Origin of the sequence: Polynucleobacter parvulilacunae (genome assembly GCF_018881715.1) — a bacterium.
GTDB lineage: Bacteria > Pseudomonadota > Gammaproteobacteria > Burkholderiales > Burkholderiaceae > Polynucleobacter > Polynucleobacter parvulilacunae.
Window position 1 is genome coordinate 843,235 of record NZ_JACVPW010000001.1, and the last position, 22,771, is coordinate 866,005.

28 protein-coding genes are annotated in these 22,771 nt (G+C 45.0%); 14 read left to right on the forward strand and 14 right to left on the reverse strand.

Going from position 1 to position 22,771, the window contains the following annotated elements; translation table 11 throughout:
- Positions 1–28: 28 nt before the first annotated feature.
- Both ICN18_RS04470 and ICN18_RS04475 read right to left on the reverse strand, forming a co-directional pair.
- Positions 29–604, reverse strand: coding sequence for a DUF934 domain-containing protein (locus ICN18_RS04470; RefSeq protein ID WP_216189268.1), 576 nt, complete (start codon positions 602–604; stop codon positions 29–31).
- The gene (locus ICN18_RS04475; RefSeq protein WP_216189269.1) at positions 601–2,313 is read right to left on the reverse strand and encodes a nitrite/sulfite reductase; all 1,713 of its coding nucleotides are present in this window, start codon (positions 2,311–2,313) and stop codon (positions 601–603) included. The genes ICN18_RS04470 and ICN18_RS04475 overlap by 4 nt, the downstream gene beginning before the upstream one ends.
- A 186-nt stretch (positions 2,314–2,499) precedes the next feature.
- On the opposite strand from ICN18_RS04475, the gene ICN18_RS04480 reads away from it, so the two are divergent.
- Together ICN18_RS04480 and ICN18_RS04485 are read left to right on the forward strand one after the other, a co-directional pair.
- A complete protein-coding gene (locus tag ICN18_RS04480; RefSeq protein WP_216189270.1) occupies positions 2,500–2,778 on the forward strand; it encodes a type II toxin-antitoxin system RelE/ParE family toxin in 279 nt (92 codons plus the stop codon).
- A gap of 4 nt (positions 2,779–2,782) precedes the next feature.
- Entirely contained in the window at positions 2,783–3,091 is a 309-nt protein-coding gene (locus tag ICN18_RS04485) for a HigA family addiction module antitoxin (RefSeq protein WP_439650804.1), read from the forward strand.
- A gap of 83 nt (positions 3,092–3,174) precedes the next feature.
- Here ICN18_RS04485 and ICN18_RS04490 read toward each other — a convergent pair whose 3' ends face one another.
- The gene (locus ICN18_RS04490) at positions 3,175–3,546 is read right to left on the reverse strand and encodes a hypothetical protein (protein WP_216189271.1); all 372 of its coding nucleotides are present in this window, start codon (positions 3,544–3,546) and stop codon (positions 3,175–3,177) included.
- Positions 3,547–3,550: 4 nt separating this feature from the next.
- Positions 3,551–3,775, reverse strand: a complete 225-nt coding sequence (locus ICN18_RS04495; protein WP_216189272.1) for a hypothetical protein — start codon at positions 3,773–3,775, stop codon at positions 3,551–3,553.
- Between the two features lie 185 nt (positions 3,776–3,960).
- On the opposite strand from ICN18_RS04495, the gene ICN18_RS04500 reads away from it, so the two are divergent.
- The 3 genes from ICN18_RS04500 to ICN18_RS04510 are packed head-to-tail and all read left to right on the forward strand — an operon-like array spanning position 3,961 to position 5,814.
- Complete coding sequence (locus ICN18_RS04500; RefSeq protein ID WP_216189273.1) at positions 3,961–4,539, forward strand: HdeD family acid-resistance protein; 579 nt, start codon at positions 3,961–3,963, stop codon at positions 4,537–4,539.
- A gap of 23 nt (positions 4,540–4,562) precedes the next feature.
- Positions 4,563–4,739, forward strand: coding sequence for a hypothetical protein (locus ICN18_RS04505; protein ID WP_216189274.1), 177 nt, complete (start codon positions 4,563–4,565; stop codon positions 4,737–4,739).
- A 13-nt stretch (positions 4,740–4,752) separates the two neighbouring features.
- Complete coding sequence (locus ICN18_RS04510) at positions 4,753–5,814, forward strand: acyltransferase family protein (RefSeq protein WP_255532064.1); 1,062 nt, start codon at positions 4,753–4,755, stop codon at positions 5,812–5,814.
- Between the two features lie 13 nt (positions 5,815–5,827).
- Here the strand turns inward: ICN18_RS04510 and yjgA are convergent, their stop codons facing one another.
- Complete coding sequence (yjgA, locus tag ICN18_RS04515) at positions 5,828–6,355, reverse strand: ribosome biogenesis factor YjgA (RefSeq protein WP_215392118.1); 528 nt, start codon at positions 6,353–6,355, stop codon at positions 5,828–5,830.
- A 163-nt stretch (positions 6,356–6,518) separates the two neighbouring features.
- Here yjgA and ICN18_RS04520 point away from each other — a divergent pair, with 163 nt between their 5' ends.
- From ICN18_RS04520 to ICN18_RS04545, 6 genes are all read left to right on the forward strand, one after another.
- Positions 6,519–8,144, forward strand: a complete 1,626-nt coding sequence (locus tag ICN18_RS04520) for a GMC family oxidoreductase (RefSeq protein ID WP_216189275.1) — start codon at positions 6,519–6,521, stop codon at positions 8,142–8,144.
- Positions 8,137–9,063 carry an EamA family transporter gene (locus ICN18_RS04525; protein WP_216189276.1) on the forward strand — a complete coding sequence of 309 codons (927 nt, stop codon included), beginning with the start codon at positions 8,137–8,139 and terminating at the stop codon, positions 9,061–9,063. Before ICN18_RS04520 ends, ICN18_RS04525 begins: the two co-directional genes overlap by 8 nt.
- Positions 9,064–9,209: 146 nt before the next feature.
- The gene (locus tag ICN18_RS04530; protein WP_216189277.1) at positions 9,210–10,394 is read left to right on the forward strand and encodes an ABC transporter substrate-binding protein; all 1,185 of its coding nucleotides are present in this window, start codon (positions 9,210–9,212) and stop codon (positions 10,392–10,394) included.
- 141 nt (positions 10,395–10,535) lie between these two features.
- On the forward strand, positions 10,536–11,414 hold the full coding sequence (locus ICN18_RS04535) for a branched-chain amino acid ABC transporter permease (protein WP_072583996.1): 879 nt from the start codon (positions 10,536–10,538) through the stop codon (positions 11,412–11,414).
- A 2-nt stretch (positions 11,415–11,416) separates the two neighbouring features.
- Positions 11,417–13,345 carry a branched-chain amino acid ABC transporter ATP-binding protein/permease gene (locus tag ICN18_RS04540; RefSeq protein ID WP_216189473.1) on the forward strand — a complete coding sequence of 643 codons (1,929 nt, stop codon included), beginning with the start codon at positions 11,417–11,419 and terminating at the stop codon, positions 13,343–13,345.
- Positions 13,346–13,375: 30 nt separating this feature from the next.
- A complete protein-coding gene (locus ICN18_RS04545; protein WP_216189278.1) occupies positions 13,376–14,104 on the forward strand; it encodes an ABC transporter ATP-binding protein in 729 nt (242 codons plus the stop codon).
- A gap of 79 nt (positions 14,105–14,183) precedes the next feature.
- On the opposite strand, the gene ICN18_RS04550 is transcribed toward ICN18_RS04545, so the two are convergent.
- The 3 genes from ICN18_RS04550 to ICN18_RS04560 form a co-directional block, all read right to left on the reverse strand.
- Positions 14,184–14,684 (reverse strand): hypothetical protein, encoded by a 501-nt coding sequence (locus ICN18_RS04550; RefSeq protein ID WP_216189279.1) that lies wholly within the window; start codon positions 14,682–14,684, stop codon positions 14,184–14,186.
- Between the two features lie 81 nt (positions 14,685–14,765).
- The gene (locus tag ICN18_RS04555) at positions 14,766–15,581 is read right to left on the reverse strand and encodes a sulfite exporter TauE/SafE family protein (RefSeq protein WP_216189280.1); all 816 of its coding nucleotides are present in this window, start codon (positions 15,579–15,581) and stop codon (positions 14,766–14,768) included.
- Between the two features lie 3 nt (positions 15,582–15,584).
- Positions 15,585–16,829: an NAD(P)/FAD-dependent oxidoreductase gene (locus ICN18_RS04560; protein WP_216189281.1), complete on the reverse strand. Its 1,245-nt coding sequence runs from the start codon at positions 16,827–16,829 to the stop codon at positions 15,585–15,587.
- Positions 16,830–16,976: 147 nt separating this feature from the next.
- On the opposite strand from ICN18_RS04560, the gene ICN18_RS04565 reads away from it, so the two are divergent.
- Together ICN18_RS04565 and ICN18_RS04570 are read left to right on the forward strand one after the other, a co-directional pair.
- Entirely contained in the window at positions 16,977–17,837 is an 861-nt protein-coding gene (locus tag ICN18_RS04565) for an MBL fold metallo-hydrolase (RefSeq protein ID WP_216189282.1), read from the forward strand.
- 44 nt (positions 17,838–17,881) lie between these two features.
- On the forward strand, positions 17,882–18,163 hold the full coding sequence (locus ICN18_RS04570; protein WP_369411868.1) for a metalloregulator ArsR/SmtB family transcription factor: 282 nt from the start codon (positions 17,882–17,884) through the stop codon (positions 18,161–18,163).
- Positions 18,164–18,187: 24 nt separating this feature from the next.
- Here ICN18_RS04570 and ICN18_RS04575 read toward each other — a convergent pair whose 3' ends face one another.
- The 5 genes from ICN18_RS04575 to ICN18_RS04595 are packed head-to-tail and all read right to left on the reverse strand — an operon-like array spanning position 18,188 to position 21,145.
- Positions 18,188–18,613, reverse strand: coding sequence for a hypothetical protein (locus tag ICN18_RS04575; RefSeq protein ID WP_216189284.1), 426 nt, complete (start codon positions 18,611–18,613; stop codon positions 18,188–18,190).
- Positions 18,610–19,431, reverse strand: coding sequence for an FAD:protein FMN transferase (locus tag ICN18_RS04580; RefSeq protein WP_216189285.1), 822 nt, complete (start codon positions 19,429–19,431; stop codon positions 18,610–18,612). Before ICN18_RS04580 ends, ICN18_RS04575 begins: the two co-directional genes overlap by 4 nt.
- Before the next feature lie 7 nt (positions 19,432–19,438).
- Positions 19,439–19,993 carry an FMN-binding protein gene (locus ICN18_RS04585; protein ID WP_216189286.1) on the reverse strand — a complete coding sequence of 185 codons (555 nt, stop codon included), beginning with the start codon at positions 19,991–19,993 and terminating at the stop codon, positions 19,439–19,441.
- A 44-nt stretch (positions 19,994–20,037) separates the two neighbouring features.
- Positions 20,038–20,220, reverse strand: coding sequence for a hypothetical protein (locus ICN18_RS04590; protein WP_216189287.1), 183 nt, complete (start codon positions 20,218–20,220; stop codon positions 20,038–20,040).
- Positions 20,221–20,230: 10 nt separating this feature from the next.
- Positions 20,231–21,145: a DUF6662 family protein gene (locus ICN18_RS04595; protein ID WP_216189288.1), complete on the reverse strand. Its 915-nt coding sequence runs from the start codon at positions 21,143–21,145 to the stop codon at positions 20,231–20,233.
- A 151-nt stretch (positions 21,146–21,296) separates the two neighbouring features.
- On the opposite strand from ICN18_RS04595, the gene ICN18_RS04600 reads away from it, so the two are divergent.
- Positions 21,297–21,539 (forward strand): DUF3820 family protein, encoded by a 243-nt coding sequence (locus ICN18_RS04600; RefSeq protein ID WP_216189289.1) that lies wholly within the window; start codon positions 21,297–21,299, stop codon positions 21,537–21,539.
- Here the strand turns inward: ICN18_RS04600 and ICN18_RS04605 are convergent.
- On the reverse strand, positions 21,531–22,565 hold the full coding sequence (locus ICN18_RS04605) for a DNA/RNA non-specific endonuclease (RefSeq protein ID WP_216189290.1): 1,035 nt from the start codon (positions 22,563–22,565) through the stop codon (positions 21,531–21,533). The two genes, ICN18_RS04600 and ICN18_RS04605, sit on opposite strands and share 9 nt — an antisense overlap.
- Positions 22,566–22,771 lie beyond the last annotated feature (206 nt).

Genomic DNA, 22,771 nt, shown 5'->3' on the forward strand with positions numbered 1-22,771 from the left:
TTTTCTGTCAGTGCTGTAGTGTGGGTGCTTAAATGCAGAGAGTTGTACGTTTATCGCGCCAGCTATTTTGTGTTGTCACGCTATACAAATCAAATTGCTTCAAGGCAACATCGAGTTTTTGGTCTGGACGCAGGGCGAAGCTATCAAAGCCAACACGTGCACCTTGTAAGAGTTGATCAATCAACACATCACCAATCGCACGAATCTCACCCTGCCAAGCAAAGCGGCCGCGTAATAAGGCGGCAGTACTAAAGCTACGCCCATCTCTAAAGATGGGGAAGTGTGCAGCTACTAATGGCCATACTGTTTTGCCTGCTTCAACAATATCGGCATGTTTCAAAATATCGTCATCCGTAGCAAACCAAACACCGATCTGTCCATTTTTTGCCAGAGCAATCACATCAGCTTCATGGTGATGCTCAAGCCACCAGGTAAATGGCGCTAATACTTTGTGAGCGCCATGCTCAAGATCTGGGAAAGTAAAATTCGCGCCTTCATCTTGACTACTGCTCCAGACCTGCCATTCATTTTGGGCCAGAACAGGCTTGCCGCCCCTGGGGAAATGCAAAATTTCTGGGTGAGAAGATATATTAGTTTGACTCATAATGCATCCTCCCCATTCACTTTTTCAGCCTTATCTTTTTTCTTGGCATTCTTGTATGCCGCGTCTTTAAATGGAGCAACTCCTAGGCGACGATAGGCATCAATAAAGGATTCACCCTCGTTACGTTGTGCAACATAAGTATTGATGACATTCGTCATTACATCTGGGATTTCATCGGCATAAAAGGAAGGTCCGATTACCTTACCAATAGAAGCATCATTACCTTGCTCGCCACCCAGAGTGATTTGATACCACTCTTCACCGTCTTTATCTACGCCGAGAACGCCAATATTGCCTACGTGATGGTGGCCACAGGAGTTGATGCAGCCGGAGATATTCAGGCTGATGTCACCCAAATCAAATAAATAATCTAAGTCATCAAAGCGTTCTTGAATCGCCTTAGCAATTGGTAAAGACTTTGCGTTAGCTAGTGAGCAGAAATCACCACCAGGACAGGCAATGATGTCAGTCAATAGGCCAACGTTTGGCAAAGCAACTTTTTGCTTCTTGGCTTCTTGCCAGAGTTCTAATAACTTGGCTTGCTCAACATCAGCGAGTACTAAATTTTGTTCGTGGGTGGCACGTAACTCACCAAAGCTATATTGATCAGAAAGATCAGCGATTGCCAGCATTTGAGCGGTAGTAGCATCGCCAGGGGCAACAGTGCCATGTGGTTTGAGTGACAGAATCACGCTGGCATAACCAGGAATCTGATGTGGCTTTACATTGCGCTCAATCCAGCGTGCAAATGCAGGGCGCTCAGCTTCTGGTGCGTTAGCTAATACTTGCTCAGCACTGAGTGCTGGCAGATTCTGATACGCTGGTTTTGTAAAATGCTTGGCAACGCGATCCCACTCGGCTTGAGTGAAGTTGTCATCACCATTTTTAATATGTGCCCACTCACCCTCAACTTGGCGGGCAAACTCTTCTGGGCCTAAAGCCTTCACGAGGATCTTGATACGGGCTTTATAAAGGTTATCTCTTCTGCCAAAGCGGTTATACACACGCAGTAGGGCAGTGAGATAGCTTGGTAGGACGTTCCAAGGCAAATCTTGTTTAATGAGTGAGCCCAAAATAGGTGTGCGACCCATGCCGCCACCTGCATAGATGTCAGCAGTTAATTGTCCGGCGGCATTTTTCTTGAGCTCAATACCCACATCATGGCAAAGCAAAACGGTACGATCTTCTTTGGCGCCATTTACTGCAAACTTAAATTTGCGCGGTAAGTGTGCAAATTCAGGATGTAAGGTTGACCATTGACGTAAGAGTTCGCAAATCGGGCGAGTATCCACATATTCATCGGCGGCAACACCAGCAAAGGCATCGCTCGTAATATTGCGGATGCAATTACCTGATGTTTGAATAGCATGCATTTCGACTTTAGCAAGCTCAGCCAAAATATCTGGAGTGTCTTCGAGAGTTACCCAGTTGTATTGAATGTTCTGACGCGTAGTGAAGTGACCATAGCCACGGTCATACTTTTCAGAGATGAGTGCCATAGTGCGCAATTGCTTGGCGCTAAATAATCCGTAAGGAATAGCAACCCGCAGCATGTAAGCATGCCGCTGGTGGTACAGACCGTTTTGCAAACGCAAAGGACGGAATTCTTCTTCAGCTAAGCTGCCGTCTAGGCGTCTTGCAACTTGATCCCGGAATTGGGCAACCCGTTGATCTACAAGGGTTTGGTCAATAGTGTCATATTTATACATAGCAATGGATTGTCACGGATTTTAGATATTGCTACAAATACTCAAAAATCGATTCTATATATCTAAATACGTATAAAAGAACTGCGATCTAACCTTTACTTAAAAGCCCTCTGCAACAGCCCTATAGACCTTAAAAGTGATAAATATTCCACTTTACAGATTCTGTAATGCAGAATATCATGAAGCATGATCCGCTCATTTTCTTGTGAACTTACTAGAGATTTATTTGAAAGCAAGGGCTCAAGAAAGTTTATAAATATAGAAAGGGTGGCGCGGCGTAAGTTATTGCAGTTACATGCCGTTATTAGTTTGTTAGATTTGAGGATACCCCCAGGCAATATGTTGGAGGCCTTGAGTGGGAATCGTAAGGGGCAACACAGCATTCGAATTAATGGTCAGTGGCGCATTTGTTTTGTATGGCGTGAAGATGGCGCTTATGACGTAGAAATTGTGGATTACCACTAAGGATATGATGATGACAAAATTACTTGATGAAATTCATCCTGGTGAAATACTGTTGGAAGACTTTATGAAGCCGATGGGCATTACGTCTCGACAGCTGGCCGCGGATATCGATGTTTCCCCAAGCCGCATTAGTGAAATTGTGAACGGCTTGCGCCCCATTACTGCCGATACCGCCTTGCGCCTTGGCTTATTCTTTTCAATGGAGCCTATATTTTGGTTGAATCTGCAAGCAGAGTATGAAATGAGGATTGCAAGAAAGACTTTACAAAAAGAAATTGAATCGAGAATTCGAGTCTTCAAAATTGCCGCATAATCAGTTTGCTTGGATTAAATTAAAAAGCCCCGAAATATCGGGGCTTTTTAATTGAGGTATTTAATTAAAGCAGGGCTTATCGCTTATAACCCATTCTCCCGGTAGTGCTTATAGAGGTTGGCAATAGAGGCGAAGCCCAGAACAACGATGAGTACTGCAAATAGGTATTCAGTCGTGAGGTAGGTATAGACACCCATCTGTACGAGGATTGCGGCAACAACGAATGCAGCAATCGAACCAAATGCAACTAACTTAAAGTTAGGTACAAAAGCGCCTAAAGTAATGGCGATAAATACGATATAGAGATCGGAAACGAGCTGATCAGCAGTTACAAAGATGTTATTAGTGAGCTCAGGGTTGGTGAACTTGCCTAATACGGCAATGACCAGAATGGAGGCGAGGATCGCAAAGTTGAGCTTCGCTTTGAGAAGAATCGTTTTAAATTGATCGCCCATGGCTTTACGATGCGCTACCGTTAAACACGAGGCTGATGCCAATCCACAAAATAACAAATGCAATTAAAACAGTTGAGCCAATTTTCTTGAGGAAGTATTCCAGGGTATCCATATAGGCCTCATCACCTCTCCCGAAGTAATGATCAAAGCGTTCCCAATAGAGGCGCCCTACAACTAGTGGCAGAAGTATTGCAACGATGCCTAAAATAACGGTCAGAGTGTTGTCCATGCTAGAACTTTCTTTGCTAACAATCCCAATGGATCGGCTGTAAAAGGCTAAAGAATACCCTTTTTTGTATTTCTCTTAGTCAGGTACTGGCTTTGGGCGCTTGAATAGTCATTATTCGTAGCCAAAGAGGGTTTGTTGATACAGTAGAGGCTACTGTAGTAATTACATCAACTGAAAGCACTAATATGACTGAACTAAATTCCGCGCAAATGAATGAAATTCGTACCAAAGTATTGGGCGCAGCCGCCAAGGTTCCTGGGGCTTTAATTGGGCTTGGAATTCTATTCATCGTGCTGGGCATGATTGGTATCGCAGGTCAAACACTATTTTCTTTCATCTCCGTAAACATCCTAGGCATCTTCTTGTTTGCCGGCGGTCTTTTACAGGGTGCTCATGCTCTGAAATCACAAGGCTGGAAAAGTGTCGGCGTACAACTCATATTGGCTGCTCTTTACATTGCAGCAGCAATCTTTACTTGGGCTTTCCCAATTCCAGCGCTTGAAGCAATCACGCTTTGGTTAGCAGCAATCTTTTTTGTGACTGGTGCATTGCGCTTGATCTCTGCATTTCAGCATCGTCATTTCCGCGAATGGTTCTGGTTGGTTTTATCTTCAGCAATCTCCATCTTGATGGGCGTGCTGATTATGAATGGCTATCCAGAGTCCAGCCTTTGGCTTCCTGGGATGTTGATCGCGATTGAGCTCTTGTTGCAAGGATGGTCATTGTTGTTCATGGGTTTGGCTGCGCGCTCGCTGATTAAGTAAGAGGCAAGCAAAGAGTCTTCATCATGACAATGAAAAAAACAGACCTATATAAGAATTTGGCTTTGAAAACTGCGCAGGGAATGAAAAACGCTGCTAAGACTCCGAAGTTAGGCGCAGACGAGAAGGCAAAATCAAAAAAAGAACTAGCAAGCGCTAACCCCTTGCTAGCCTCTTTGTTGGGCAAGACCAAATCTAAGTAAATATAAATAAGTCTTGAAGCACAATTCGTCGCTTTTTCTGATCGACATTCTCAAGGGCCTGGCGGCCTTGATGATCATTCTTCATCACCTCTCGAGTTATGGGCAAATTGCGGTAGACGCACGAATAGTGCTACCTGGCTTGATGACTTGGCTATTTGAGTATGGTCGCTACGCAGTACAAATCTTTTTAGTTATGGCAGGTTATTTGGCTGCGCAGTCTTTGAGCCGCTATGCCAATGCTAAATTTAGCGCACATGCCTTACTCAAGTTAATTCTGAATCGTTACCTACGTTTATTTGCGCCTTACGCAGCCGCACTTATTTTCACGATTGCTTGTGCCTATATTGCCCGTCTCTGGATAAATGACGAATTTGTCGGCCAATCAGAAACGCTTTCGCAATTCTTGGCGCACCTATTTTTCATTCAGGGCATCTTAGGGCTAGATTCAATTTCTGCCGGCGCTTGGTATGTTGCGATCGATTGGCAGTTGTATTGCATATTGGCCATTTTGTTTTTATCGTTCCCAGGCTATCAAGCAATGATTTGGTTGATTGGTATTTTGGCGGTGAGCTCTTTGCTGTTCTTCAATCGCTCTGGTGAATATGAGGCGTATTTCATTTACTTTATTGGCTCTTATGGCTTAGGTGTTCTAGCTTATTTGGCTAGTGGCTTTCAAGATGCTGGTGTGAGGCGCGTAGCCAAAGTAGCCTTGATCTTAATTGGAATTATTATTGCCGCTGCTTCGTTTCAGCAAGTTTGGTTAAGAAACTTCCTGGCTTGGTTTGTGGCGCTAGCTTTGTATTTATGGGGCGATGTCACATACCCAAAAGTAAAAGGGAAAGATTTTTTCCTAAAAATGATTACCTGGGGAAGTCAGCGTTCCTATTGCGCCTTCCTGATTCACTTCGCATTTATCTTGTTGGCAAATACACTCTATATTGCTTTGGGATTACATACACATCAAAGTGGTGTACTTGCAATTGTATTGATGCTGGGTGTTGTGATTTGCAGCATCTTTACCGCTAATTACTTTTATCGTTGGATAGAGATTCCGGCGAACAAACTCAAGGTCTAACCCAGAGCCTGGATTAAAGGCCCATATCTTTGAGTACGCGAAAGATCTCGCGATAGGCCTTAGGTGGTTTGTTTTGTTCTTTCTCACGACGCGCATTGCGTATCAAGGTGCGCATGTTCTGAATATCCATATCAGGATATTGCTCAATCATCTTTGTAAAGGCTTCATCGTTTGCAATTAGCCTGTCGCGATAGCTTTCTAAAAAATGCAGCTTAGCGGTTTCAGCTTTACTAACACCTTGAATCGCATCAAGACGTTTCTGAATCGCATCTAACTCTTCTTCATCTAGGAAGCGCATCAGCTTGCCTAGATATTGCTTGTGACGGCGGATCGCTTCAAAACTCTTAATTTTGTTAGTTTCAGCAATAGCGGTTTTAATTGCCTCATCAAGGGGAATGGTCTTCAAGGCATCGCTACTTAAGGCAGCCAACACTTCCGCCAATTTCTGGCGTTCGGTCATTTGGCGTTTGAGTTCCGACTTGCTGGGCCCTTCATCGGCGTCAACTAGTTTGGGAGTGCGATTCTTCTCATTAATATGCATGCCTTCATTTTAGACTGCTATTGAGGGTGTATATGGGGCGACTAATGGGATGCCTAAACATATGCCTGAGTAGATGCCTAATTCGCAAGATTGGTAAATAATAGGCATTCACAGCAGGAAAACCTGCCAACCATTGAATAACGCTTTATTAGAAGCAAACAATATGACTCAAACAAACGCTTACGACTACATCATTATTGGGGCGGGTAGTGCTGGCTGTATGTTGGCCAAGCGCTTAACTGAAAACCCAAGTAAGAAGGTTTTGCTGATTGAGGCAGGAAAGAACGACAACTACATCTGGATTCATATTCCAGTGGGGTATTTGTATTGCATCGATAACCCAAGAGCAGATTGGCGTTTTAAAACAGCCGCTGAAAAGGGCTTGAATGGCCGTTCATTGTTATATCCCCGTGGCCGTGTTTTAGGTGGCTGCTCATCCATTAACGGCATGATTTATATGCGCGGCCAAGCGGGGGATTACGATTCATGGGTGCAAGCAACAGGTGATGATTCTTGGTCTTGGGAGAACGCACTCAAACGTTACAAGTCATTTGAGGATTACCACGGCGCTGCTAATGAGTGGCACGGTAAAGGCGGGGAATGGACCGTTTCAAAGCAGCGCTTACGTTGGCCCATCATGGATCGATTCAAAGAGGCCGCAGTTGAAGCAGGAATCCCAGCTACGGATGATTTTAATCAAGGCGATAACTTTGGTGTGGGTTACTTTGATGTTAGTCAGCGAGCCGGATGGCGCTTAAATACTTCTAAGGCATTTTTAAGAGACGCTGCCAAACGCAGCAATCTCACTGTGCTGACTGAAGCAGTAGTAAGCAAACTCAAGATTGATCCTGCTACTAAAAATTGTCTTGGTGTTGAGTATCTAAAAAATGGCGTTGCTGGCGAAGCGCTTTGCGCAATCGATCAAGGCGGTGAAGTGTTGTTGAGTGGCGGTGCAATTGGTAGCGTACAAATTTTGGAGCGCTCAGGTATTGGTGCAGCAACACATCTCAGTAAGCTGGGTATCCCTGTTATCGCTGATCTGCCAGGCGTAGGTGAGAATCTGCAAGACCATTTGCAGTTGCGCATGGTTTACAAGGTAAATGGTATTAAGACTTTGAACACCAAAGCCAATACCCTCTGGGGCAAGATGATGATTGGCCTGGAGTATGTGCTTAAACGCTCTGGTCCGATGTCAATGGCGCCGTCACAGTTAGGTGCATTTGCATACAGTTCATCAGAACAAAAGAGTGCAAACTTGGAGTATCACGTGCAACCTCTATCTCTAGAAAAGTTTGGCGAAGACTTGCATTCATTTAATGCATTTACTGCCAGCGTATGTAATTTGCGCCCTACCTCACGCGGTAATGTGCATATCAATTCAACGGATCCTGAGGCGCCGCCAGTGATTAGTCCGAACTATTTATCGACCGATGAAGATCGCCAGGTAGCAGCAGAGTCTTTGCGTTTAACTCGTAAGATTGCCCAGCAAGCTGCGCTTGGACCTTATGCTCCAGAAGAGTACAAGCCAGGTATGCAATATCAAAGTGATGATGAGTTGGTGAAGGCCGCTGGCGATATCGGTACTACGATCTTTCATCCGGTGGGTACGTGCAAGATGGGGCGCGCTGATGATCCGATGGCAGTGCTAGATTCAGAGTTGCGCGTGAGAGGCATTCATCACCTGCGCGTAGTAGATGCTTCAGCTATGCCAACGATTACTTCAGGTAACACTGCGGCTCCAACAATGATGATTGCGCAGCGCGTAGCGGAATTGCTCACGCGTGCCTAAGGTGACCAAAGCTACGCAGAAAGCTTACACATTACCGGCGAGCCATTTATTGTTGGCGCTCGCCATTGTGGCAGTGTGGGGTACTAACTTTGTAGTGATTAAGTTGTCACTCGGAGCATTTCCACCATTTCTATTCGCAGCGCTGCGTTATACGTTTGCATTTCTGCCATTAGTCTTTTTTGTACCCAAGCCCAAAGTCTCGTGGGTCAACCTTTGTGTTTATGGGCTGGCAGTAGGAGTGGGGCAGTTCGGCATCTTGTATTTTGCGATTGATGGCCGTATCTCCCCGGGCTTGGCGTCACTGGTAATTCAGACCCAGGTATTTTTCACGATCGGTTTTGCCATGTTCTTTGCCAAAGAGCGTTTACGTACCTATCAAATGGTGGCGGTATTAGTGGCCATGACCGGCCTGGCAATTATTGCGCTGCACACAGATGCAAACACCACCTTTCTTGGCTTAGCCTTGGTGGTTTTTACGGGGTTTTCATGGGGCGTGGCAAATACTGTTAGCCGTAGGGCTGGGTCAATCAATATGCTGGCCTATGTGATTTGGGCTAGTGCTTTTGCAATTCCCCCCTTATTTGCCATTTCCTTCCTATTTGAGGGTGGGTGGGAGCATATGAATGCCTCATTAAGCTCAGCTCCAGCAGGGGCATGGGCAGGGGTTCTGTGGCAGTCATGGGGTAACACCATATTTGGTTACTCAGCCTGGGCCTGGCTGCTTTCCAAGCATCCAGCCGCCGTAGTGGCGCCGGCACCCTTGCTAGTCCCTATATTTGGTATGGGGGCAGCAGCCTATTTCTTGGCTGAGCCCCTGCCTTTATGGAAGATTATGGCTGCGGGGTTAGTGATTACTGGCTTAGTTGTGAATTTATTCTGGCCAGGTATTGCATCAGCTCTCAAAAGGAAACTTTCTTAAGCAGGCAGCCCTTAAGTAGCGCTAATGTAAAACCCTAATACAAAGCCCTTTTTTTGCCTTTGTATTAACAGTAAGATAAGTGTTCGTTTCAAGTTGTACCTAAAAAAGAATTTATTTAATTAAGCATTTTTAGTCATGGAGACTTTATGAATATTCGTCGTCACATTTTTGCATTAGCTGCTACTGCAATGCTCTCAACCGGTGCTTACGCTGCCGATATCAAACTTGGTGTTGCTGGTCCATTTACTGGCGGCTCATCCTCAATGGGTGTGAGTATGCGTGACGGTGTTCGTCTTGCTACAAAAGAAATTAATGCTGCTGGCGGCATCAATGGCAACAAAATCGTTTTAGTTGAGCGCGATGATGAAGCTAAAAATGAGCGTGGCGTGCAAATTGCACAAGAGTTGATTAACAACGAAAAAGTAGTTGCTACTTTGGGTTACATCAACACCGGCGTTGCATTGGCTTCACAACGCTTTTATCAAGAAGCAAAGATTCCAGTATTCAACAACGTTGCAACAGGTACATTAATTACTCATCAGTTCCCAAATGCTGCTGAAAACTATGTTTTCCGTAATGCTGCCGCTGACAATATTCAAGCTCCAATGATCGCTAAAGAGGCGGTTGAAAAGCGTGGCTTGAAGAAAGTGGCGATTTTGGCTGACTCTACAAACTACGGTCAGTTAGGTCGCGAAGACTTAGAAAAAGCATTGAAGACATATGGCGTAACTCCAGTTGCAACTGAGAAGTTCAATATTGGTGACGTTGATATGACTTCACAATTGCTCAAAGCAAAAAATGCTGGTGCTGATGTGATTTTGACTTACGCAATTGGACCTGAGTTGGCACAAATTGCTAACGGTATGGCGAAGTTGGGTTGGAAGAAGCCAATGATTGGTTCATGGACATTGTCTATGGCCAGCTTTATTGATACAGCGGGCAAGAATGGTAACGGCGCAACAATGCCAGAAACTTTCATTCAAAGCCCTGCAACAACTCCAAAGCGTAAATCTTTCGTAGATGCATACCTCAAGGATTTCAAGCCTAAGAACGGCATCATCGCTTCACCAGTATCAGCTGCTCAAGGTTACGACTCTGTATACCTCTTGGCTGCTGCTATCAAGCAAGCTAACAGCACTGAAGGACCAAAGATCTTGGCAGCATTGCAAGACCTCAAGACTCCAGTTGATGGCGTAGTAATGACTTACAACAAGCCATTCTCTGCAACAGACCATGAAGCAATCAAGGCCAAGGACGTAGTAATGGGCGTTGTAGAAAACGGCCGTGTTGAGTTCTTGAATGCTGAGGACGCTACAGCTAAGAAGAAGTAATTCAATTACTAAGGCAGGCAATCTACTAGTTATTTTGCACTGCAGCATTTGATAAAGCAAAGCGCCGCCCAAAAAGCGGCGTTTTGCTTACAATGTCGGATTCGTCAATAAAACAGTTTTTAGAATATTTAGGCCAATAACATGGACATGTTTGCACAAATCCTCTCGAGCGGTATAGCAGTGGGGATGATCTACGCGGTCATCGCGTTCGGTTTCCAGCTAACTTTTGCCACATCTGGCACCTTGAACTTCGGTCAGGGTGAAGCGCTGATGTTAGGTGCTCTTGTAGGTTTAACTTGTGTAGATACCTTTGGCATGAATTACTGGGTAATGATTCCAGTAGTTTGCTTGTTTGGTATGTTGCAAGGTAGCTTTGTAGAGCTCATCGGCGTACGTCCTGCAATCAAGATCAAATCTGAGTTTGGTTGGATTATGTCTACCATCGCTCTCGGTATTATTTTTAAGAACGTGGCTGAAAATATTTGGGGTCGTGATGCATTGCCATTTCCATCGCCGTTGCCAATGGAGCCAATGAGTTTCTTGGGCGCAAATATTCTGCCAATGGAAATTTTGGTAGTCGTGGGCGCATTGGTGATGATGTTGTTGGTGGAGTTCTTTAACCGTAAAACGATTTACGGTAAAGCGGTTGTTGCGACAGCAAATGACCGTGATGCAGCTGGCTTGATGGGTATTAATACCAGCGTAGTCATTACCTTCTCTTATGCGCTTTCTTCTTTGACCGCAGCGTTTGCAGGCGTATTAATTGCGCCGTTAACCCTGACTGGCGCAACTATGGGCGGCGCTTTAGGTTTGAAGGCTTTCGCGGTTGCAATTATTGGCGGCTTATCTAGCGGCCTCGGAATTATTGTTGGTGGTTTGATTCTCGGTATCGTAGAAACAGCAACCGGTTTTTATATCTCTACTGGCTACAAAGATGTTCCAGGTTTGATTTTGTTATTGCTTGTGTTGGCGTACAAACCATCTGGTCTCTTCGGCAAATCTGCGATTAAGAAAGTTTAATGATGAAATTGAAGTCTCTATTACCTATATTGATTGCGATTGCGGGCCTGATTTGTTTGCCCCTCTTTATTCACAACCCTTACTACATTCACTTGGTTGAAACGATTCTGATCTACACCATTTTGTTATATGGTTTGGATATTGTTGTTGGTTATGTTGGTCAGGTTTCTTTAGGGCATGCAGCCTTATTCGGAATTGGATCGTATACCGCTGGTGTTTTGTATTTCCACTTTGGCATGCCAATCTGGGTCAATATCCCGGCTGCCATTGTTGTTACCGCAATCTTTGGTGGCATCTTAGCTTTGCCAGCATTGAAGGTGATTGGACCCTATTTAGCGATGGTGACCTTGGCATTCGGTACGATCGCGCAGATTCTGATTAATGAGATGACTTGGTTGACCGAAGGACCTTTGGGCATCAAGATCCCAAAGCCAGAGTTAATGGGTGTGCCAATGACTAAGGCGGAGTACTTCTGGTTAGTTTCTGCAGTTTTGATTATTTCTTTGGTCGTAGTCGACCGTTTTGTGAAGTCCCAGATTGGCCGTGCATTCGAAGCTTTGCGCGATAGTCCAATTGCTTGCGACTGTATGGGTGTATCTGTATATCGCTTTAAGGTGATCGCATTTGTGATTAGCGCTGGCTTTGCTGGTTTAGCTGGTTGCTTGTACGCCTATTCAGAGCAATACATTTCACCCAATACCTATAACAATGAGTTAGCTGTTCTCTTCTTGCTCGGCATTATTATGGGCGGACGTAAGTCTCGCTTGGGCGCATTGATTGGTGCTGCCATCATCGTATTGTTGCCAAAACTCTTGGACGACATCAATCTATTCCGCATCGTTGCTTCGGTTATTGCAATCGTGGTGGTTATAGGTGCTGGCATGGCTCTATCCAAGAAGATAACTACTCCTAAGCGCGTAGCTCTTCCTATCGCTGGTGTGGTGGGCTTAGCAGCATTTTCATTCTGGTTGAATAGCATTTCTGACTGGCGCTTGAGTATTTTCGGCTTCATGATTTTGCTGGTGGTGTATTACTTGCAAAGCGGTATCGTTGGTTTCGCGAAAAGCTTCTATCAATCCATGGTCGGGAAAGCTAAAACTACCCGTGGTGGTGATGCTGAAGTGGTGGACGACTCCATTAGCTTCATTAGCACTGTTGCTAATCAAAACACTGGTGCTGAGCTCCTGAAAGTTGACTCTGTATTGATGCAGTTTGGTGGCTTGAAGGCGCTGAATAATGTTGATCTCAGCATCAAGCGCGGTACTATTCACGGCTTGATCGGTCCTAACGGTTCCGGTAAGAGCACGATGATGAACGTGTTGACTGGTATCTATGTGCCTACAGCTGGTAATGTGTTGTACGCTGGTGAAAGCGTTGTTGGTAAGACATCTTCTGATATCGCCTTGTCTGGTATCGCGCGTACCTTCCAAAACGTTCAGCTCTTCGGTGAGATGACTGCTATCCAAAATATTTTGGTTGGTTTGCATCACACTTTCAAATCCAATATGGTAGAAATTGCATTGCATCTGCCACGTTACAAGAAAGAAGAAGCTGAAGCGCATGCTCGTGCGATGGCATTGCTTAAGTTCGTTGGTCTGGATGACTTGGCGAACGAAGAAGCGCGTAACTTGCCATACGGTAAGCAGCGTTTGCTTGAGATTGCCCGTGCCTTGGCATTGGATCCTGAGTTACTCTTGTTGGATGAGCCTGCTGCAGGTTTGACAGCTCCTGATATTAAAGAACTCTTGCGCATTATTCGTAAGATCCGCGATAGCGGTATTACCTTCATCCTGATTGAGCATCACATGGATGTGGTGATGTCAGTTTGTGACACCGTTTCTGTATTGGACTTCGGTCAGAAGATTGCAGAAGGTAAGCCAGCTGAAGTTCAGGCAGACGAGAAGGTGATTCATGCCTACTTGGGTACTTAATCACTAGAACATATTGAATCGGTAAATACCATGTTATCTATTAAGAATCTTGAAGCAGGCTACGGCAAAGTCAAAGTCCTTCACGGCATCAATATTGATGTTCCTAAAGGACAAGTTATTACTTTGATTGGCTCTAACGGCGCCGGCAAAACAACAACCATGCGTGCTATCACGGGCATGATTAAGCCGACAGCTGGTGAAGTGACATTGGGCGGCGAAAAAATTGATGGTTACGACTCTCATAAAATCGCACGCTTAGGTTTGGCGCATAGCCCTGAAGGCCGTCGCGTGTTTACAACCATGTCAGTGACTGATAATTTATTGCTCGGCGCGTTTCCTCGCTTTACTGGAAGTCGTCCAAAGGGTGACATCAAGAATGACTTAGAAAAGTCTCTTGAAATGTTCCCGCGTTTAAAAGAACGTCGCAATCAATTGGCTGGTACTTTGTCTGGCGGTGAGCAACAGATGTTGGCAATGGCCCGTGCAGTGATGTTGAACCCAGAGATCATCCTCTTGGATGAGCCATCAATGGGTCTGGCACCAATCTTAGTTGAGGAAGTGTTCAAGATCATTTCTAACCTCAAGTCACAAGGCGTAACAATGTTGTTAGTTGAGCAGTTCGCTGCTGCAGCTTTGAACGTAGCAGATTATGGCTACGTTCTGGAGAACGGCAAGATTGCTACCCATGGTCCAGCAAGTAAGTTGAAAGATGATCCAGCAGTTAAAGCTGCTTACTTGGGTGGAGCTGGTGGCCACTAAGTAGTTCGCTTAACTTGAGGTAATAAAAAAGCCCTTAGCAATAAGGGCTTTTTCTTTTTCAGGACGGTTTTAGCCAGCGTCAGTTTGATATCAGCTTAATGGCCTCTCGTATTAAGAGTGCTCGATGCCCCATATAAATAGCTACCAAGGTAAATCCAAATAAGAAGAGTTTGGGTATTAGCGCCCCCTCAATCACGAGTTCGCTATTGAGTAGACCTAGGGCAACCGCCAGGAAGAAGAGGCCGCCAAGCGCCAAAACAAGCCAATTTTCATGGTGACTTACTTGTTGGGTTTGATTGTTATACGCCAGTACTTGAAAGGCATCATTCTTCACGTAACCTGAGACAGTAATGGCATCGCCATCGGCAACCTTCATTGGCGAGGAAAATTTTGCCTGGATTGCCTGATCCCCAAGATTGAATTTGGAGATAAAAAATCGCTTGTAGTACTGTGATGAATGATCATGCGTAGGTTTTTCTGGGTTCACATATTCCAGCAACTCATTATTGAGATTACTAACCGTTCCAGAAACGGCGCTAATGGAAGTGGATAGAAAGGTGCTTGGCTTTGCAATGGACATCAGCAGAACTCCTAAAAGGCTAAAGCTGAGTATAAAGAGGAGGGAGGACAACGGTCTTTTAGGGGTCACTAAAAGATGGCGTCAATGATTTATTGCTTTGATCATTAAGCTCACGGCAATGATCAACGTAAAGACTGCAAATATTTGCTGAATCCTAGGACCGCTTATTTTTCGCTCCAATACTTTTCCTAGCAGAAGCCCCAATAGCGAACCGCAGGCAAAAGGAATTGCAATGACCGTATTCAAAGTTCCGGATGCAAGGGAGATAAAGGCCCCCCCAGCCGAAACAATTGCGAGAACACCCAGTGAAGTGGCAACAATTGATTTCATTGGCAGGTCAGTGAATTTATTTAAGGCGGGAACTAGAATAAATCCCCCGCCGACACCTAGTAGGCCCGATAAAAATCCAGCAGTGGCGCCAGAGAACATTAGTGCACGAGCACATGGCACTGTCCAAATCAGCTTTCCAATCGATGAGTCTAGTTGGCAGGGCGGACTTTTAATTTGTGGAACGGGTTTTCCAGAAAGATTTCTGGCTACCTGTAAAAGCATCCGAATAGAAACGTACGTCAACACCAGGCTAAATAGTATTAGTAGCGGAGTATTCGGTACCTTCTGGGCTAGCCATAAACCAGCCGGGGATAGGACCAGGCCAAAAATCGCCATTAACATGGCCGCTTTATAGCGAAGTGCTTTGGCCTTGAATCCAATTACAGCGCCTGCAAAAGCCGAAACAGTAATTGCTGTTAATGCTATCGGGCCTGCCTCTGACATTGGCAGATGCAGAAGAAACACCAGTAATGGCACTGATAAGATGCCGCCCCCAGCCCCCGTCAGGCCCATTAAGACGCCAACAAAGATGCCTATTGCTAAGGTTAGGTAGGGCAAAAAGTCCATCAATTAATTTTCAAATGGACGAGCCAGCCATTCTCTTCCTTTAAGCATTGCATTCCAGTAAAGCCAAGGAAGAACATCTTTCTTCAGAATCCAAGCGAGTCTTGTAGCCTTAAGTGGGTTAATGAGCCAGGGGAATGTTGGCAGGAGTTTTCCACCAAAACCAAACTCTGCCAAAACAATTTTTCCGTTCTCTACCGTCAGTGGGCATGAGCCATAACCATCATATTTAGTTGGTAGTGGCTTGTTATGTTTTGCTGCGAGTAAATTTTCGGCAACTACCACAATTTGTTTTCTAGCTGCAGCAGCAGTTTTAGAGTTTGGCGACGAACAGCAATCACCAAGTCCGAAGATATTCGGGTAGCGAGTATGTTGAAGGGTAAATTGGTCTACATCTACAAAGCCATCAGCATTGGAAACAGGGCTTCCCTTGAGGCAGTCTTGAGGGCCTTGTGGGGGTACTACATGCAGCATGTCAAATAATTTTTCAACCTGCGTAACATTTCCATCTGCATCCTTGACTGCAAAAATCGCTTTTTTAGCTGGGCCATCCACCGAAATCAGATTTGTATTGAAATTGAGTTTGGCATTATATTTTTTGACATACTCCATAAGGGGCGGAATAAAGTCCGCTACGCCAAATAGGGCGCCCCCTGCATTATTCAATTCAACATCAATATTATTTAGTCGACCCTGTTTTTGCCACTCATAGCAAGATAGATACATTGCTTTTTGAGGTGCGCCAGGGCATTTTATTGGCATTGGGGGTTGCGTGAAAATGGCTTTGCCAGACTCCAAGTTGCGCACTAGCTCCCAGGTATAGGGGGAGCACTCATAGCTGTAGTTGGATGTCACGCCATTTTTGCCAAGGGTTTCTTTTAGCCCAGGAATTGCATCCCAGTTGGATTTAATGCCAGTTGCAATTGCCAACTGCTTATATTTAACGGAAGCATTATTGCTAACCAGAACTTCATTGGCATCTGGATTGAAGCCTATAACCTTTTCTTTAATCCAACGAACACCTGAGGGAATGAGATCTTTAGTGTGGCGACGACTATTTTTGACGTTAAATGCACCACCTCCTACAAGCGTCCAAGAAGGTTGGTAATAATGTTCTTCAGAGGGCTCAATGATTGCGATATTTAGCGAGTGGTCTCTGGATTTCAGGCTAGCGGCCAAGCCTATGCCCGCAGCACCACCGCCTGCAATTACTACGTCAAATACATTGGAACTCGAGTTTGCTGAAGTCATGCTATCTCCACCTGTATGTTTTATTAGATCTAGGTCAATAAAATAGCTTGAATTATAGTGATTGGCTATCAGGGTTTATGATTACTCTATATTTTTATATATTATTTATCATAAAATAAAAGACTCATAGAAAACCGGAATAGATAGATGAAACCAATTGTTAAGGGCTTTTTTGACTCAGATACCTGGACGGTAACTTATGTGGTTTATGAGAAGCCAGGCTCACCTTGTCTAATCATTGATTCAGTGCTGGATTATGACCACAAGTCAGGGCGTACTAACACGAAGTCAGCCGATGAAGTGATTGAGTTCGTCAAGGTTAATAACCTGACTACGGAATGGATTTTAGAAACCCACGCCCATGCAGATCATGTTTCAGCGGCACCATATTTAAAAGCAAAATTAGGGGGCAAGATTGCCATTGGCGATCATATTTCGGTAGTGCAGGGGGTATTTAAAAAAGTTTTCAATTTAGAGCAGGCATTTCAAGCGGATGGCTCGCAGTTTGATTATTTGCTTAAAGATGGAGAAGAAATCCAGTTTGGAGAATTAAACTTTAAATCACTCTTTGTTCCTGGTCACACCCCGGCTTGCATGGCATATCAAGTAGGTGATGCCGTTTTTGTGGGGGACACTATGTTTATGCCGGATGTCGGAACTGCTCGCTGCGATTTTCCAGGCGGTGATGCGCATACGCTTTATAAATCGATGCAAAAGATACTAAGTCTTCCGGGCGAGACCAGGTTATTTATGTGTCACGACTATCCGCCAAATGGGCGTCCAGTAAATTACGAAACAACAGTGGCCGAGCAGAAGAAATCGAATATTCACATGCATGATGGTATTACTGAGGATCAGTTTGTTCAGATGCGCAGTAAGCGAGATGCTACTCTACAAATGCCGGTGCTGATTCTGCCGGCTATTCAAATGAATATCCGGGCTGGTGATATGCCTCCGAAGGAAAGCAACGGTATTTCATATTTAAAGATCCCTCTTAACGCACTGTAATTTTCATGTTGAACAAAAAAAAGCGAATTGCAGAGCTTAAGAAGATGCAATCCTCGGCCACAAAGGCTTGCGAGTTCTTAAAAGTACTTTCAAACCCGAGTCGACTGATGTTGTTGTGTGAAATTGCTGTTGAGGAGCGGTGCGTTGGGGACCTGGAGGAATCAACCGGAATACACCAACCAACCTTATCGCAACAGTTGACAGTACTACGTACTAAAAAGTTGGTTAAGACACGCAGAGACGGTAAGCAAATTTATTATTCCCTGTCCAGTGACATAACGTTATCGGTCATGAACTTGCTCTACAGTCATTATTGTAAAAAATAAACCTGTTTTTATCACTCTTAAAATTTAGCTAACAATTGTCTTTGGCTTCCTAATGGCGGTTAGATGCAATAAGAAGATGATAGCGAACAGCAGGCCAATAATCCAGTGGACGTTAATTACTCCATCGCGCAATTCCTCTGGCCCGTAATAAAGCATTCCGCCGGTAATGAGAAGTGCAAATAGAAAGCCTAGCTGGCTGAAGCCACTCCACCATTGCTTCTTTGACTTGTAGCCCGCCTTAATGTGAAAGGGCAGCACTGAGCCAAGTGCCAGTGTTGCAAGCATTGCAGCAATTCCATGGGCAGCCAAGATGGTATGCGTCCCAAGCGTAGATCTTTGAATATGAAATTGATGCCCCAGCAAGTACATCAGACCCGTGATGGAGCAGGCCATCATTCCGTAAATAACAAATGATCTTTGCCAGCTTGGCATTTTTCCTAGGCGACTCATGGTGTGATCCTGAAGGCTTGAGCTGAGAAGCGCTCGAAGCAGGGGTGATATTCGTTATTGGATAAAGCCAAAACCTTGGTGAGGGCATCCGCGTAAACACACTCCTTTGCAAGAATGGAATATGAGCCCAAAACCTCTGCATGTATTTCAGATGGATTTTGTGTAAGAGGATTGACGATATGACTTTGCTGATGATCTCTTTTTGCAAAGTAAAGACTGCTTGTGGCGATAGCACCATTTTCTAGGGATCCAATTTCAATGAGCTCTTCCGGCAATTCTGGATTACGAATTTGAATCGGGAAGGAGGTATCTCCAAATACCCGCAGGTCACCCCCAGCATTTACAGAGCCAGAAGGGATTCCTTCCGACAAAAGAACCCTCACTGCCATATCTACCGCATAACCTTTTGCAATGCCGCCAAGATCTAAGCAGACTGGGCGTGATGATTTAATGAGATCAGGTGCCAAGAAGTGAATGTCTTCAATGCCACCAAGCTCATGATTGGTAAAAGTGATATGGCGTGGCAGTAAGCCTGCCTCAACCAGGCGATGCCCAATTCCGCAATCAAATAAACCATTTGATGCAAGATGAACCTCTTGTGCAATCTTAATAACTCGGGCAGTCCATGCATGAATTTCAACTGCTTCTAGATGGGCTCGTGCATTAATACGGCTGAGTTCGCTTTGGGGGTTATGAAATCCCATCAGATCGTGAACTTTTTGAATGGCCGAGAATGCATTATCAATAGCAACTTGCTCATGATCTTGCTTGATCGAGATCTCAACAAAGGTGCCTAACAGGGGTTTGCAGCGAATCATTTTGAGCTTATTTGCTAGCGCTGGGTTTGGTGGAAGTTTTGAGTGCTAGGTCGTATAAGACAGTTACTCGCTTCACGCCATCGGTAATATGTTTGCAGGAGAGTGTTGCGCCACCAATATTCTGAATATCCTGATTGAGTTTGATAGGGTCACTGACTGTCTTGCCAGTAAATTGCTTGCGCCACTGAGGGTCTGCAACTTCATACCCATAAGACTCAACATATTCCAGGATCTCAATTCCCTGGACAGTGCCTGTGGGGCTGAGAGCAACGGCATAGGTAATCATTTCATGCTTGCCAATAACCTCATCGATCACTAGCCAGCTACCATCTGCGGCCCTCCAAATACGCTCCCCTTGGAAGGGGTGGCGAATACTAGATGCGGTACGCATTTTTTCTTGGAGATCCTCTGTGATGATGATGGGATTCTTTGTGAGGACCTTGTTAGGAAGGAGAATTTTCTGTGCTTGCTCTACGGAAACATATATTTTGGCGTGAGCAATGATGGGCACGCTAATCATTGCTAATCCAAGAATTGCGAGCGGGCTGGGTTTCCAAATCATGATTGAAGTACTTGAGTGAAAGGTTGAGCTGTAAGAGTGGGACCTTAGGTGGCGAGCAATTCATTCGCTTCATAGCAAAGCTCTTGAATATCTGCGCCTATACCTTGTTTGTCGGCTAATGTTTCAAACATGAGTAGCGCTCTTCCTCTAGCAGCAGGGCACTGTGTGGATTGAAACTTCACTAAATAACTTAAAGCGGCTACTAATAGGTTTTGAATTTCCATCATTACTCTCCGATCAATTTAGAGGGAAGCCAACTTTGACAATGAATTCATTTACTGAGTGGCTATCCCAAACGCGTGCGTTTGAGCATTCGGCTTCTCCACCACCCATGCAGGTTCCACCTGCAAGCTGATAACGCCAAGCACCAGTGACCCACCAATCTTTTGCCGCATAGTGCATATTGGGGCCAACAAAAGTGGCTCTTTGCACTTGATTGCGTAAATTTAGTTCTGAATAGTCGTTATGAAAGCGAGCTTCTACGCCAGCCGACCATTTAGGCGCAAAACGATAACTAGCCCCTACCAAGAAGTCCAGCATAGACTCGGGCACATTGCCGTTTTCAATAAACTTCAAACGTTCATTGGCGACTACAACGTTACCCGCCAAGATCAGTCGGTCATCAATGAAGTTGGATTGCAGCAAGAGTCTTGCTTCGAGTTCATCTTTATTTCTACCCCAGGTTGGCTCAAGATAAAGCCCTACGCCTACCGGTGAGGTGACTGGATTTGTTATTCGATAGATTGCCTCTAGAGAGCCGCCTTCAATGCCACTTTTTTTATAGGCTGTAGAGGGGTCATGCGAAGATGGCACGCCATAACCACCTGTACAAGTTGGAGAGTCGCCACATGCCTCGGGGTTGGTGTAATTTTGATTGGCGCTGGTGTAATAAGAATTGATATAGCCAGCAACCTGCAAATCATTTGTTAAACCGTATTCCAGTTCTGTTCTAGCTGTCCAGGCGTCGTAAGTACCAGAGGCCTGCTGTTTATTCAGCTGCAGACGCTGCTCAAACTCTAGCTTCCCCTTCGGTTGCAAATCTAAGGTATAGATCCACCCAAATGCACCTTCCCCAGCGTGGGCAAATGAAAAATGAAGGGTGGCAACTAGAAAGAGGCTAAAGGCGAGAAGTCTTTTGATGGTCAATTTCATGGATATTTGTAGTTAGTGGTTAAAGATCTAATTGAGAATGGTTCTCAATATACCACTAAATGAGAATTATTCTCAACTACTAGAATGTCCACCCCATGAAAAATGGCACTCTTTTTGAGGTTTTAGTATTTGCTTGTAAGATTTCCTCCAAATGAACGCAGAGTCCCTGGAAAAATTGGTTTTAATGAAGATGCCTTTTGGCAAGTACGCTGGGCGTGCTTTGGCTGATTTGCCGGGAAACTATTTGGCGTGGTTTGCTCGCGAAGGTTTTCCTAAAAGCGAGCTTGGTCAGTTACTAGAGTTGATGCACACCCTAGATCACAATGGTTTGCGTGGACTCTTGGCGCCGATACAGCGGGCTCATGGCCTGCAGACAAAATCTCAATTACTTTGAGCGGATGATGAGGGTGACGCGATTGCGTTCGTAAGCCACAGTCGCAGACTCAGGCGGACTGCCTTGAATCAGATTTGGTTGTAAATTGGCCTGAGCTTCGATTTGAGAGGCTATCTGGTTTGCCAAAGATTCATTGCGGTCATATTGAATCTGAATACTCGCTACCTTGCCCGATTTGATATTGGCGATCACGCTATTGAGCTTACTAGCGGAGTAATCATCAAAAAAAACGGGGTACCAACCTCCCATTAAGGCTTGCTGAGCCTTGGTTTTTAAAGACTCCGGAGTCGCATTACTTGCTGCGCTTCCTTTGCTTGTTTCATTATTGATGGGCAAATGAAAATCAATCCCTGTTTTATCCATCAACTCTTGATAGGTGATTGGTGGTGTCATGCGCGCTTCATTGGTGTTTTCAATCCAATAACCCCATGCACTGTTTTTGCTTGGGTCATAAACCAGCTTATATAAATGACTTGGAATCGTGACTCGACCTCTGCCGATGCTGCCATTGTTTCCAGTCGACCCGGTATAGATGTAGACATCACCAGTCGCTCTTTTGACGTAAGCCCTAGTCGGTTCCTCAACATTCTTGGCCCAGATGCCCTGATTGTTTTGTCGTGCCTGGGGCATCATATTGGCCAAAGAGAAGGACTGGGCCATTGAACGTTCATTGCTCATATCGCCAGCGGGGGCATTATGACCACGGTCAAAGCCGCTGCCACGGTAATCCGCGAGCAGGGATCTCTCTGCAAAAGGAAGTCTTGCTTCTTCATAAAACTGATTACTTCTCCGAGGATGTGGCGCAGAAAGCTGTTCTCTATTGAGCTTCTCAACTGTATAGATGGGTTTCTTATCCTGAGGGGAGTAGTAGATAGCAAAGCTATCAAAGCAAAGATCTCGCCCAGCTTGGGGTGTTGTCGGAATTTGCTGGGCCGGGAATAGGTCTTTGCAGTCGTCAAAAGCTGCAAGCACATTGAGCGAAGCACACAGCGTTACGAGGGCAAGTAGGTTGCGAAACAATTTCATGGGTTCTAAGTGTATGAGCTCTACTTCCAGTCTTTATGCTTTTTGTCTTGAGCTAGCCTCGGGGCTAATAAGAAACGGGGGCCTCTCACGATCTTTCTAGAAATAAAAATCCATTTTTCTGCCCAAGTTCCTTGGTGAATGGTGCTCAGAAAAAAGTCTTGGGTTGCTACTACCCGTAGAAAATCCAGGGGGTTTAAGCACTAGAT

What these genes read in the sequence shown, in the direction of transcription:
- ICN18_RS04600 (WP_216189289.1), top strand. Translation starts at nt 21,297, where the DNA reads ATGAACGCAGAGTCCCTGGAAAAATTGGTTTTAATGAAGATGCCTTTT.
- ICN18_RS04490 (WP_216189271.1), bottom strand. Translation starts at nt 3,546, where the DNA reads ATGGGCGATCAATTTAAAACGATTCTTCTCAAAGCGAAGCTCAACTTT.
- ICN18_RS04480 (WP_216189270.1), top strand. Translation starts at nt 2,500, where the DNA reads ATGATCCGCTCATTTTCTTGTGAACTTACTAGAGATTTATTTGAAAGC.
- ICN18_RS04495 (WP_216189272.1), bottom strand. Translation starts at nt 3,775, where the DNA reads ATGGACAACACTCTGACCGTTATTTTAGGCATCGTTGCAATACTTCTG.
- ICN18_RS04500 (WP_216189273.1), top strand. Translation starts at nt 3,961, where the DNA reads ATGACTGAACTAAATTCCGCGCAAATGAATGAAATTCGTACCAAAGTA.
- ICN18_RS04470 (WP_216189268.1), bottom strand. Translation starts at nt 604, where the DNA reads ATGAGTCAAACTAATATATCTTCTCACCCAGAAATTTTGCATTTCCCC.
- ICN18_RS04575 (WP_216189284.1), bottom strand. Translation starts at nt 18,613, where the DNA reads ATGAGTCGCCTAGGAAAAATGCCAAGCTGGCAAAGATCATTTGTTATT.
- ICN18_RS04585 (WP_216189286.1), bottom strand. Translation starts at nt 19,993, where the DNA reads ATGATTTGGAAACCCAGCCCGCTCGCAATTCTTGGATTAGCAATGATT.
- yjgA (WP_215392118.1), bottom strand. Translation starts at nt 6,355, where the DNA reads ATGCATATTAATGAGAAGAATCGCACTCCCAAACTAGTTGACGCCGAT.
- ICN18_RS04540 (WP_216189473.1), top strand. Translation starts at nt 11,417, where the DNA reads ATGAAATTGAAGTCTCTATTACCTATATTGATTGCGATTGCGGGCCTG.
- ICN18_RS04555 (WP_216189280.1), bottom strand. Translation starts at nt 15,581, where the DNA reads ATGGACTTTTTGCCCTACCTAACCTTAGCAATAGGCATCTTTGTTGGC.
- ICN18_RS04485 (WP_439650804.1), top strand. Translation starts at nt 2,783, where the DNA reads ATGATGATGACAAAATTACTTGATGAAATTCATCCTGGTGAAATACTG.
- ICN18_RS04550 (WP_216189279.1), bottom strand. Translation starts at nt 14,684, where the DNA reads ATGTCCATTGCAAAGCCAAGCACCTTTCTATCCACTTCCATTAGCGCC.
- ICN18_RS04590 (WP_216189287.1), bottom strand. Translation starts at nt 20,220, where the DNA reads ATGATGGAAATTCAAAACCTATTAGTAGCCGCTTTAAGTTATTTAGTG.
- ICN18_RS04520 (WP_216189275.1), top strand. Translation starts at nt 6,519, where the DNA reads ATGACTCAAACAAACGCTTACGACTACATCATTATTGGGGCGGGTAGT.
- ICN18_RS04560 (WP_216189281.1), bottom strand. Translation starts at nt 16,829, where the DNA reads ATGACTTCAGCAAACTCGAGTTCCAATGTATTTGACGTAGTAATTGCA.
- ICN18_RS04580 (WP_216189285.1), bottom strand. Translation starts at nt 19,431, where the DNA reads ATGATTCGCTGCAAACCCCTGTTAGGCACCTTTGTTGAGATCTCGATC.
- ICN18_RS04565 (WP_216189282.1), top strand. Translation starts at nt 16,977, where the DNA reads ATGAAACCAATTGTTAAGGGCTTTTTTGACTCAGATACCTGGACGGTA.
- ICN18_RS04530 (WP_216189277.1), top strand. Translation starts at nt 9,210, where the DNA reads ATGAATATTCGTCGTCACATTTTTGCATTAGCTGCTACTGCAATGCTC.
- ICN18_RS04475 (WP_216189269.1), bottom strand. Translation starts at nt 2,313, where the DNA reads ATGTATAAATATGACACTATTGACCAAACCCTTGTAGATCAACGGGTT.
- ICN18_RS04605 (WP_216189290.1), bottom strand. Translation starts at nt 22,565, where the DNA reads ATGAAATTGTTTCGCAACCTACTTGCCCTCGTAACGCTGTGTGCTTCG.
- ICN18_RS04570 (WP_369411868.1), top strand. Translation starts at nt 17,882, where the DNA reads ATGCAATCCTCGGCCACAAAGGCTTGCGAGTTCTTAAAAGTACTTTCA.
- ICN18_RS04545 (WP_216189278.1), top strand. Translation starts at nt 13,376, where the DNA reads ATGTTATCTATTAAGAATCTTGAAGCAGGCTACGGCAAAGTCAAAGTC.
- ICN18_RS04505 (WP_216189274.1), top strand. Translation starts at nt 4,563, where the DNA reads ATGACAATGAAAAAAACAGACCTATATAAGAATTTGGCTTTGAAAACT.
- ICN18_RS04535 (WP_072583996.1), top strand. Translation starts at nt 10,536, where the DNA reads ATGGACATGTTTGCACAAATCCTCTCGAGCGGTATAGCAGTGGGGATG.
- ICN18_RS04595 (WP_216189288.1), bottom strand. Translation starts at nt 21,145, where the DNA reads ATGAAATTGACCATCAAAAGACTTCTCGCCTTTAGCCTCTTTCTAGTT.